At 55.4% G+C, this 11769-nt stretch carries 9 protein-coding genes; 1 reads left to right on the top strand and 8 read right to left on the bottom strand.

Annotation, left to right across the window (positions count from 1 at the left end; genetic code table 11):
• The 8 genes from AB8B76_RS12990 to cphA all read right to left on the bottom strand — a co-directional run.
• The coding region (locus AB8B76_RS12990) for an enoyl-CoA hydratase-related protein (protein ID WP_405273078.1) at nt 1–201 on the bottom strand (201 nt) is incomplete at its 3' end.
• Nucleotides 202–227: 26 nt separating this feature from the next.
• Nucleotides 228–1436 carry an acetyl-CoA C-acetyltransferase gene (locus tag AB8B76_RS12985; protein WP_405273076.1) on the bottom strand — a complete coding sequence of 403 codons (1209 nt, stop codon included), beginning with the start codon at nt 1434–1436 and terminating at the stop codon, nt 228–230.
• Nucleotides 1437–1643: 207 nt separating this feature from the next.
• Nucleotides 1644–2483, bottom strand: coding sequence for an S-formylglutathione hydrolase (fghA, locus tag AB8B76_RS12980; RefSeq protein ID WP_405273075.1), 840 nt, complete (start codon nt 2481–2483; stop codon nt 1644–1646).
• A 7-nt stretch (nt 2484–2490) separates the two neighbouring features.
• Nucleotides 2491–3597, bottom strand: a complete 1107-nt coding sequence (locus AB8B76_RS12975; RefSeq protein ID WP_405273074.1) for an S-(hydroxymethyl)glutathione dehydrogenase/class III alcohol dehydrogenase — start codon at nt 3595–3597, stop codon at nt 2491–2493.
• A 63-nt stretch (nt 3598–3660) separates the two neighbouring features.
• Entirely contained in the window at nt 3661–4965 is a 1305-nt protein-coding gene (locus AB8B76_RS12970) for a DEAD/DEAH box helicase (protein WP_405273073.1), read from the bottom strand.
• Nucleotides 4966–5143: 178 nt separating this feature from the next.
• Entirely contained in the window at nt 5144–6286 is a 1143-nt protein-coding gene (locus tag AB8B76_RS12965) for an amidohydrolase family protein (protein ID WP_405273072.1), read from the bottom strand.
• Nucleotides 6286–7911, bottom strand: coding sequence for a Mur ligase family protein (locus tag AB8B76_RS12960; RefSeq protein ID WP_405273071.1), 1626 nt, complete (start codon nt 7909–7911; stop codon nt 6286–6288). Before AB8B76_RS12960 ends, AB8B76_RS12965 begins: the two co-directional genes overlap by 1 nt.
• 73 nt (nt 7912–7984) lie before the next feature.
• A complete protein-coding gene (cphA, locus tag AB8B76_RS12955; RefSeq protein ID WP_405273070.1) occupies nt 7985–10771 on the bottom strand; it encodes a cyanophycin synthetase in 2787 nt (928 codons plus the stop codon).
• Nucleotides 10772–10918: 147 nt separating this feature from the next.
• On the opposite strand from cphA, the gene AB8B76_RS12950 reads away from it, so the two are divergent.
• Nucleotides 10919–11769: cyanophycinase (locus AB8B76_RS12950; RefSeq protein WP_405273069.1), on the top strand; the 851-nt coding region annotated here is incomplete at its 3' end.

Here is an 11769-nt window from a genome sequence, read left to right as displayed (position 1 = left end):
ATCGTTCAGATCGCCACCGGCAAAGAACACTTTTTTTGCCGACGCAACCACGACGCCGCTCAATCCCTCCTCGGCCTCCAGCTTATCAACCACGGCGCCGAAGTCTTCACTGAACTCCGCATTCATTGCGTTCACAGGGCCGGTCATATCCATTGTCACAGTTACAATGCCGTCGGCGTCTTTCTCGTAGTGCATAGTCATAACATTCAATCCTTAGCGCGGAGCGCTTAAACCCGCTCGATGATCGTTGAGATACCCATGCCGCCGCCCACACAAAGGCTCAGCATTCCGCGCCGCAAATCCCGACGCTCCAGCTCATCAAGCATGATGCTCACCAACATCGCGCCAGTTGCGCCCAGCGGATGCCCCATGGCTATAGCGCCACCGTTTACATTAGTGATCTCGTGATCGATGCCGAGATCCTGCATGTAACGCAGAGCCACAGATGCAAAGGCCTCGTTGATCTCCCAAAGATCAATGTCTTCGTTCTTCATGCCGGCTTTCTCGAGGCACTTCTTCGCCGCCGGACCAGGCCCCGTCAACATAATTACCGGATCCGTAGACAGGACTGCTGTAGCGACGATACGCGCTCGCGGTGTTAAACCCAGATCCTTTCCAGCCTTCTCGCTGCCGATGAGAACCGCACTGGACCCATCGACGATGCCCGAGGAGTTACCCGGTGTGTGTACGTGATCAATATGATCCAGCACGGGATATTTGCGCAAAATCACGTCATCAAAACCAAACTGGCCGATCATCTCAAAAGATGCATTAAGTCCACCCAGAGTCTCTAGTGTTGTACCCGGCTTGATGAAGTCGTCTTTTTCCAAAATAGTGAGCCCGGACTCATCACGCACGGGTACGACGGACTTATCGAAGTATCCGTTGTCGCGCGCGTGTGCTGCACGGCGCTGAGATTCCACCGCATAGCGATCTACGTCTTCACGACGCCACCCTGCGAGGGTGGCGATGGTGTCTGCACCGATGCCCTGAGGAACAAACCCTGTCTTTGCCGCAAAGGCGGGATCAGAACTCAAGGGGCCACCGTTGGATCCCATGGGCACTCGAGACATGGACTCGATACCACCCGCCACAACAAGATCCTCCCAACCAGAGGCGACCTTCTGAGCCGCAATGTTTACCGCCTCAAGGCCAGAGGCACAGAATCGATCCAACTGTACGCCGGCAACGGATTCATCCCACTCAGCGTTCTGCACGAGCATTTTGGCGATGTCGGAGCCCTGCTCGCCAATAGGTGTAACACAGCCCATAACCACGTCATCGACGTAACTCGTGTCCAGATCGTGGCGTTCCTGCAGCGAACGCAGCAGGCCCGAGCCAAGGTCCAGAGGCTTAACCTCGTGGAGGCTTCCTCCGGGCTTACCTTTACTTCGGGGGGTGCGGACGGCGTCGTAAATAAAAGCGGAATGGGGCATCGTATAACTCCTGCATAAATTACCGGGGAACCGGATACTGAAGGGGCTACCCCGGTCACTCAATGACCCGGGGATTTAGCAAAATAGACCGTAAATGACAGCTAAACATCGGACTGCGCGAAGACCCGAAAAGGGTCGATTTACTTAGTCAGAACCAAGCTCAGCCTTTGACATCCCGTGAGGACTCGGTGAAGCGTTAACGCTGCCCTATCCAGCGCAATGCTGGGCATGGAACGCGATATGTTCATCCATAAAACTGGCGATGAAGAAGTAGCTATGATCGTAACCATCGCGCATGCGAATGGTGGCGGGATAGTCACTCTCTTCACAGGCTGACGCCAAGAGCGGAGTCTTCAGCTGCTCTTCAAGAAAACTGTCGCCAGCTCCCTGATCAACCAAAAGCGGAAGGCGCTCCGTCGACGCACGGACCAGTTCACAACTATCGTACTGCGCCCAGAGGTTCCGATCCGAGCCCAAGTAAGCGGAAAATGCTTTCTCTCCCCAGGGGCAGTGGAGAGGCGCGCAAATCGGCGCAAAAGCCGACACACTTCGATAGCGCGATGGATTCTTAAGAGCGATGCTAAGAGCGCCGTGCCCCCCCATGGAGTGCCCAAAAATACCCTGGCGTGAGAGATCTACGGGGTGCTCCTCGGCGACAAGCGATGGGAGCTCATGCAAAACATAGTCATACATCTGATAGTGGTCAGCCCAGGGAGCCTGAGTCGCATTAACATAAAAACCAGCGCCGAGGCCCATATCCCAGCTGCCGTCGACATCATCGGCAACGCTCTCTCCCCGAGGACTGGTATCCGGAGCGAGAATTGCCACTCCGTACTCTGCAGCGGCACGTTGGGCGCAGGCCTTCTGCACAAAGTTTTCGTCAGTGCAGGTAAGCCCCGAAAGCCAGGTCAATAACGGCACCGACTCAGCCATTGCCCGAGGGGGAAGATACAAAGAGAAATGCATTTCGCAGTTGAGCACTGTGGAATGGTGCTTAAACCGCAGTTGTTTACCGCCAAAGCTAAGCACTGATGCTACCTGTTCCATGAGCGCCTCAGTACAGAACGACGGAGCGAATGCTCTCGCCCGAATGCATCAAATCAAAGGCTTTGTTGATGTCATCGAGAGGCATGGTGTGGGTGATCAAGTCGTCGATATTGATACGGCCATCCATATACCAGTCGACAATGCGTGGTACGTCTGTCCGGCCACGGGCGCCGCCAAACGCGGTGCCCCGCCAGCTGCGACCGGTCACCAGTTGAAAAGGTCGAGTAGAAATTTCTTTCCCCGCGCCCGCAACACCAACGATGCAGCTCTGTCCCCAACCCTTGTGACAGCTCTCCAGCGCCTGACGCATGACATTCACGTTACCGATGCATTCGAAACTGTAGTCCACACCACCCCCCGTGATCTCCACGAGGTGGCCCACAATGTCATCAACTTCGCTCGGATTAACAAACTCGGTCATACCAAACTGCCGTCCCAGTGCCTCACGCTCAGGGTTGAGATCAACGCCGATAATTCGCGAGGCGCCTACCATGCGCGCGCCCTGCACGACATTGAGACCGATACCGCCAAGTCCAAACACTGCAACGGTCGCTCCCGCCTCCACATTCATTGTGAAAGCAACGGCACCAATTCCCGTGGTCACACCGCAGCCGATGTAACAGATCTTTTCAAACGGTGCGTCTTTGCGGACTTTCGCGAGGGAAATTTCTGGCAGTACGGTGTAGTTGGAGAATGTAGAGCACCCCATATAGTGCAGCAGGGGTTTACCGTCCAAGGAGAAACGACTACTGCCATCGGGCATTACACCCTGCCCCTGAGTCTCACGAATCGCCTGACAAAGATTAGTCTTGGGATTCAAGCAAAAGTCACACTCCCGACACTCGGGAGTATAAAGAGGGATCACGTGATCTCCGGGCGACAGTCCCGTCACACCTGGTCCGGTCTCAACGACAACGCCAGCACCTTCATGCCCCAAAATTGCAGGGAAGGCCCCTTCCGGATCATCACCGGAGAGCGTAAAAGCATCGGTATGACACACGCCTGTCGCTTTGATCTCGACCAGAACTTCACCCGCTTTGGGGCCCTCTAGGTCAACCTCCATAATCTCGAGGGGTTTCCCTGCCCCAAGAGCCACAGCTGCGCGTGTTTTCATAATGCTATCCCTTGATGTTTTTGTAATACAGTAGACTAACCCTAACCGGGGTCTTAGGAGAACTCAGCCGTTTGAGCCCGTCTTTTTACGTACGGTAACCATGCCGCCGCGCGCACTTGATGTCCCGTCTGTATCCCGGCGACGACGCGAACCCGCAGCCGCTCTTTGAGAATCAGGGCGTGCCTTTTTGCTTCCGAGAGGCCTTCGCAGCGCGGTATCCGGCGACGGCGGTGTATCACTCGGCTCAAAACCCGGAACCTGAACTCGCGGAATATCTCTACGGATAAGACGCTCAATCGCATGCAAAAGTGGCTCATCCTCTGCCGACACCAATGAATGAGAACGGCCTGTTGACCCCGCTCTCCCAGTGCGACCGATGCGATGTACATAGTCTTCGGGAACCGATGGGAGATCGAAATTCACGACCTCCGGCAGCTGTTCAATGTCCAGACCACGGGCAGCGATATCTGTTGCAATCAGTAACTGCAACTCACCGCTCTTAAAGGTATCCAAGGCACGCTGTCTCGCGTTCTGGCTTTTGTTTCCGTGGATAGGCGCTGCTGCAAAGCCCGCACTCATCACCTTTTTACTCAAACGATTTGCACCATGCTTGGTGCGACAAAAAACTAAAACCTGAGACCACTGCCGCTCTCTCAGCAAATGAATCAGCAGCTCGCTCTTACGCTCTCGATCCACCGGGTAAGCCATTTGCTCTACCAACTCTGTCGCGCTGTTGGCTGGCGCTACGTCGACACTTTCGGGATCGACAAGATAGCTTGCCGCCAGCGAACGGATATCTTTAGAGAAGGTTGCAGAGAACATGAGGGTCTGTCTATTGACCGGGAGCATGTCGATGATGCGCCGGATATCATGAATGAACCCCATATCCAACATGCGGTCAGCTTCATCGAGAACCAGCACTTCGAGAGCCGAAAAATCCACCATTCCCTGCTGTGCCAGGTCGAGAAGACGGCCAGGCGTTGCAATCAGGACATCGACACCTTGCTTCAATGCTGCGATTTGTGGGTCGGCTTTAACACCACCGAACACGACGGCGCTGCGCAAATCGAGATACTGCCCATAATCGACTACTGACTCATGTATCTGCGACGCAAGCTCCCGTGTAGGTGTCAGCACCAGTGTGCGCACCTGACGAGCACGCGCCCCGCCAACAAAAGCGAGACGCTGAAGAATAGGAAGTACGAAGGCGGCGGTTTTGCCCGTCCCGGTTTGCGCTGCTGCCAAAACATCACAGCCGTCAAGCACAAGAGGGATAGCTTTGCTTTGTATTGGGGTGGGCTCTGTGTATCCGCGGTTGGTAACCGCTTTCACCAAGTCTGGTGAAAGGCCCAGGGCTTCAAAATCCATGTCAAACTATCCGTCAGCAGGTTTGTATTCAGTGCACCGGACATAAAGCCCAGCACTTTTTGCTGACGATGTTGACGCACGGTCAGCCGGTGCGATCACGCGATGATAAACGAAAAAGCCATAGAAATCAGGCTCTGCGAAATACTGCCAATAGCGTCCGGATCAAGAGCTCTCAGATCTAGCCGAGATACTCCCCGCTGCGAAGCAACCACTTGCCACTAGACATAAGGGAATCAACTTTGTTGGCTGCGGGGTCCAGAAGCAGCAGATCTGCGCGGCCACCCACACTGATCTCGCCCGCCGTGTTGAGCTTTAGAGCCGATGCTGGATTACGTGTCATGCCCGCAAGCGCGAGCTGAAACAAGTCGGGGTGATCAGTCAGCAATGACATAAGTAAGTTCGACAGCGAGTCAGGCGAAGCGGCGGTGAGCCCCACAAGCTCTCCGTCCACGTAGACAGGCAGCGACCCCCCAGCATCAGAAGACAGCGTTATTCTCTCAGCGGGAGCACCGGCCTCAAGCAAGCGCCTCAAAGCCTGATCGGCTGTAATATCGCCGGCGGCAATAAGCTCGGGAGTGGTAGAGACGGTGATATCCACAAAGCCACCTTGCAGTGCCCATTCCGCAGCCTCATCCAGCAAAGCCGTTGAGCGATTAACGTGGGTGGGATACAAAACCGATGGTGAGAGGTCACTGCCCTCAATGGCCTCTCGAAGGAGCGCTAGCCTTGAGTCCCCAGCACCCACGTGAATTAGCACCGTACCGCCCTCTCCGGCGAGAATTCCGCCAAGCTGGGTCTCAGCCGCAAGACGCCGCAACTCCTGCGCTGTGGGCTGAGTGCCACGATGGTCCGCAATCGCCACCTCACCGACACCAATCACCGGTGCCACAAGATAAACATCGCGGGCGATATCACCCGTGAGACTCGGAGCTGGCACACGATAGGCCCCGCTCAGCATATAGGCATTGAGTCCCTGGCCGCGCATACCCATAACATTGCCGTAGAGCACATCCAGAGAGCGGCCAATAGAGTCGGTACCCAGGGCACCGACAGGCGCGGTTACCCCCGCACGCACAAAGGTCTCTACATCCATCTCCGCGGTACGATTCGCGAAGCCGCCCTCACCTCCTCCTCCGCAGGGATGGGTAAGCGCATCGACAATCCCGGGAACCAGCAGTTTTCCCGTAGCGTCAATGCGCTCGGCATCGACGGTAAGAGAGCCGGGCTCAACCATCGCCACTACCTCACCGCCGGCCACAAGAACATCAAGTTGCCCTCGGGAGTTGGGATCGAAGCACTCCGCGTTGCTAATCAAATACATCACTGGGTTCCTTTAGCGACACGGGATTCGAGTAGCTCTCGCGTTTTATCGCGCTTTTCGTGAGACAGCAGTACGACAAGGTCACCAGGCTTGGCCCAGCGAAGCGCAGCTCGCACCGCATCAAGCTCTGTCTTTGTATTGCTAATTGATTTTGCGCTATGACCCTGCGCGATAAAGGCATCGCGCATAAGGTCGGCGACTTCGCCTTCAGAGCGACCTCTGGCATGACCATCCATGCGTTTGAGCCAGATGCGATCAAACCGTAGTACTGAGGACGCATCAGCAAAAGCACGAATATCATCATCTCCGCGGTCTCCAGCCTGTCCGGTTATGAGCGCGCGGCGCTTCGCGGGCAGACCCTCGATCATGGGCATTAGGGCCTCTAGACCCGCGGGGTTATGGGCAAAGTCCACGAGAAAAGTGGCTCCCCCAACGGTATAGATGTTCGCTCGGCCCGGGTTAGCCTCATTCGAAAGCGCACACAGGCCCTTGGCGATCGTCGGCAGGTCGATTCCCAGCGCATGAGCCACCGCAGCAGCAGCCAAAGCGTTGGCAACGTTGTGTTTAGCGACACCGCCATAGCTAAGAGGCATTTTCTTTACCGAGAGAAACCCAGTGACGACATCACCATCCACGTACTCCAGGCGGCCACGCCGAAGTGTGAAGCCTTTACCTCCTTTAGCGACATGCGCCTTAAACGCCGGCGCTGAAGGCGATAAGGAAAACAGGCATAACGGTGCATTGGAAGTTGAGGCACGCGCCATCAAGAGCGGGTCCTCGGCATTCAGAACGAGGCGGGATTTGGCATCCAGCGCCGCAGTGACCGACCACTTAACATCCGCTAGATCCTCTACGGTTTCGACACCAAAATCTCCAAGATGATCCGCTGCAATGTTAGTGATCAGCGCAACGTCTGCGCGCCCCACCGCAAGACCTCGCCGAAGGAGTCCTCCTCGAGCAGTCTCCAGTAATGCCAGTTCACAGCGCTGATCTCTGAGCACAATGCGCGCACCTCCTGGACCCGCGTAATCATCCCTATGGAGAAGCTCATCACCCATTGCAAGCCAATCCGTAGAACTGACGCCAGCGATTTTTCCAGCGATCTTGGCAATAGACGCTAGCAAACGAACTGTTGTGGTCTTGCCATTTGTACCGGTTATGAGAGCGGTGGGAACCGCTTTCAAGCGACGCCACACCACGTCGTCAGGATGAGGCAACTCAAACAAATCCCAGCTTTGGCTATGTTTCCCTGTCCCGAGCGTTAAGACATCTTCATCGAGAACGACCGGGGTTACGTGCTCCCGTGCTGCTGCAAGAAGTCGCTGCAGCCGAGGACGTTCTTCCTCGCGATACTCAGAGCGCAGGGACCTCGCTGCACGGATCAACAAATGCCGCTGACTGCCTTCGATCAAGTCCCGAGCAGCTTCATAAGCAGTTTCATTGAGTTCGGTGGCGGTATACAGGCCATCTTCTGGTGCTGAAAGCGCGAGACTCACGCCGCCATCAAAGGGTCGAGCAGCAAGTTCCTCATCGTCCCAGTCCAGCTCTTGAAGTAAGCGCTTCGCATGCAAACGCCAAGCGGCTATCAAGAGCTCGCGCTCTCGGTCTGCAACGGAGATATCCATGACCGCTCCCGCGCGCGGGAGCAAGAAATTCGCGCCGGTAAGACGTCTTGAATCAAGCAAACGCATAGAAATACTAGTCGTCACTCTCCCGGGCGATGCGCACGCCGCGCTCATCGCGAATCAACTCAAGGTCATCAGAGAAAGAGAAACTGCCCACAAACTCTTCGGGCACGTCGACCACAGGACGATCTCCCTGCTCGCTCACCACATCCTCACCCGGCTGGAAGTAGATAATCTGCTTCCAGGAACGGGTTACATGATCGGCCAGAATCAATAAAAGATCGCCACCCCGCGCCATTTCCAAGGCTGCCTGATTCGCATCCTCTTCCCGCTCTATCACTTGGATATTCTCTTCGGAGACACCGCCTTCGAGTAAGCCTCGCTTGAGCAAGCCGGGGACTTCTCCGGGCTCTCTACCGCGCAAATTGTCATCACGGCGGCAAATATAGTGATCGAAGTGCCCCGCAGCGATACCGGCGACTTCTACGATGTCTTCATCACGGCGATCTCCGGGCATGGTTAATACCACGATCTTCCGTCCACCAATTTCATAGCGATCTACAACGTCACACACCATCTTCACGGCTGCAGGGTTGTGTGCGTAATCTAGAATCACTTTAAAGGGATGCTTGTCATAAACGTTCAAGCGACCCGGAGACTGAAAGAAGGTGCTATCAAAGGTTCGCAAACCCTGTCGAATATTCTCCAGGTCAACATTCATATGGTAAGCGAGCGCAGCTGCAAACATCGCGTTCTGTACGTTATGTAAAGCACGGCCTTCCAGAGTTGCTGGAATCAAATGAGTCCATAGCAGCGGAATGTTGTGCCCCTGCTCATCGTAGAGGGTGATCATGCCGCCATTGATACCCTGCTCAAGCACCAGCGCAGTACCGCCCGCTTTAATATGCTCTCGCACTAGCGGGTGTGAGCGATTCATTGTCACGTAGCAAAGTTTCTCTGCGGTGCAATGATCCGCCATCTGCAAACAGTGGACATCGTCCGCATTCAATACCGCCGCATCACGAGCCACCTCAACAACAACGCGCTTAACCTCTGCGAGGTCCTCGAGGGTGTCGACGCCCTTGAGCCCCAGGTGATCGGCGGCGATATTCAAACACGCAGAAACATTTGCGCGCTGATAGCCAAGACCACTGCGTAAAATTCCGCCACGGGCCGTTTCCATCACCGCTGCGTTTACGGAAGGATCCCTTAGGACTATCTGTGCTGCAGTGGGGCCTGTCATGTCACCCGCTACGGTCAAACGGCCATCAATGTAAACACCATCGGTACTTGTTTGCCCCACCGTCAGCCCTGACATCTTAAGGATGTGCGCCAACATTCGTGAGGTTGTTGTTTTACCGTTCGTGCCTGTAATCGCTGCAATGGGAATAGAGGACGGGCTGCCCTTTGGAAACAGCATATCGATAACGGGACCCGCCACATTGCGAGGTTCACCCTCAGACGGCGCCACGTGCATTCGAAAGCCCGGCGCCGCATTGCACTCGCAGATACCGCCACCGACCTCACCGTAAGACCGGGTAATGTCAGTGGTAATAAAATCCACACCGCCTACATCTAAACCCAGCGCCAAAATGGCCCGCTCAGCCATACTCTTGTTATCCGGGTGTATCACGTCGGTCACATCAACCGAGGTCCCTCCGGTGCTTAGGTTTGCTGTTGGTTGGAGATAAACAATCGCTCCGTCTTCAGGAACACTGTCGCTAGCCATCCCTGATTGCGCCAGCATCCGCTCAGCGGCAGCATCAAGGGAAATACGTGTTAGAACTTTCTCGTGACCGACGCCACGAAGCGGGTCTTCATTCACTTTGGCAACCAGGGCCTCTACCGTCGATTCGCCATCACCCACAACATGCGCGGGCACGCGCTTAGCTGCCGCTACCAACTGTCCGCCAACGACAAGCAGACGGTGATCCAGTCCTTGGAGAAAGGTCTCAACAATAACGCCGTCGCTGTGCTCTTTCGCCTTGTCATAGGCTTTTTCGACTTGCTCTTCGTTCTGAATATCGGTGGTTACGCCGCGGCCGTGGTTAGCGTTAAGCGGCTTGAGAACGACCGGGTAACCAATACGCTCGGCAGCAGCAATAGCTCTCCGCAGGCGATAAACCAATGCCTGCCTCGGCACAGGCAATCCCAAGTCACCGAGAATCCGATTGGTCTCGTCTTTCTCTGAGGCTAGTTCTACGGCGATGTGTGGCGTGGCACTGGTAATGGTCGCCTGCAAACGCTGCTGGTATCGACCATGCCCCAATTGAATCAAGCTGTGCTCGTTCAAGCGAATCCAAGGGACCCCGCGAGCTTCCGCCTCTTTGACCAGCGAGTGTGTGCTTGGGCCGAGAGAACGAGACTGGCATGCGCGAATAAACTGATCTCGCTCTTCGGCAAAATCAAAGTCATCTGGTGCATCTGACGGCCGCAGATCTTTGGGTAGCAAGGAGTGAAGGAGGTCCAATCCCAGCTTGCCCGCTTCTATACCGGCAAACTCTTCCTCAAACTCAAAGACCATGTCGTAGACACCGGTCTCGTCCGTGGAGCGTGTCTTTCCAAAAGACACGTCGTAACCCGCAATACCCTGCAGTTCGAGGACCATATGTTCCAGCACGTGCCCTAGCCAGGTGCCCTCGTCTTCCAGCATGCGACGAATCAAGCCGCCAGGCTCTCGATAGGAGCAACCGTGATCAGAAAGTCCAGGCAATGCCTCCACAAGAGCGTCCACAAAATCCTTCCCCAGACGCGCCGTTGGCCACTCTTCAAGTACACCAAGATCCACCCTATGACGGATTACCGGAAAAAGCGCATAGACATTCGGGCCACGGTACACGCTGGTATCGAGGAACTGCATGGTGAAACTCCGAGTTGTTCTGGGAATCCCCTACTCTACCCGCGAAAGAGACTGCTTGAAAGCCGATGAGAGTCGCTAATTTCCGATACTTTAGTGATAATGAACACCAACTTAGGAACTTTCGACCGCTCCTCTCAGAGAAACGCCTTGACGTCTGATAATCCAAATAAAACTCGCCTGAACAGCTCGCGTGCGCTGGGTTCCTTGGCGCTGATTGGCGGTCGATTCGAGGCAGACAACACGGCACTCTTCAAAGCACTGCACGAGCGCTGCGAAGGCCGTATTGCCATTTGCTCTATGGCCTCAGGTTATCCTGAGGAGGTTGGCTCAGAGACCGTCGAAGAGTTTCGCGCTCAGGGCTTTTACGCCGAACTCATACCGATCTTTTACGAAACCCGTGAGCAATCTGCGTTCGACACACGGCTCATAGAACGGCTTCAGGCCTTCGGCAGCGTGTTCTTCACTGGCGGCGACCAGTCTCGCATCGTGGGAACCCTCGTTCAGGATGGAACAGAAACTCCCGCACTGGCCGCCATCCGAGATCTTTATGTCGAGGGCGGGCTTATTGCGGGCAGCTCTGCCGGGGCGGCCATCATGTCCGGACCAATGATCCTAGGGGGCACCTCGCTCAATGCTATAAGCCGCGGCATAGATACCAGAGAATCCGCAGCGGATGACTTCGACGCTTTCCGTTTAGGCAAAGGGCTCGGGTTCTTTGACTGGGGCATGGTCGATCAGCATTTCCTCCAGCGCGGTCGCGTAGGACGCCTCATCAAAGCTGCGGAGCTTTCTGGAGAGTCCCTGGCATTTGGTATCGATGAAAACAGCGCGCTAATCGTACAGGGCACCCGTGGCGAGGTTGTCGGCGAGACCGGCATATTGTTTATTGATCTTCGCAAAGCGAGCTTTAAAGATCAGGACTTCGCAGTGCGAAACGCTCGAGTGTCGTTTCTTGATGATGGCGATGCTATAGATCTGCAACGGGGCAAAGCCATACC

Source organism: Congregibacter sp. (genome assembly GCF_045107095.1).
Classification (GTDB): Bacteria; Pseudomonadota; Gammaproteobacteria; order Pseudomonadales; family Halieaceae; genus Congregibacter.
Note: the sequence above shows the minus strand (reverse complement) of the source record. Positions and strands in the feature narration are given on the sequence as shown.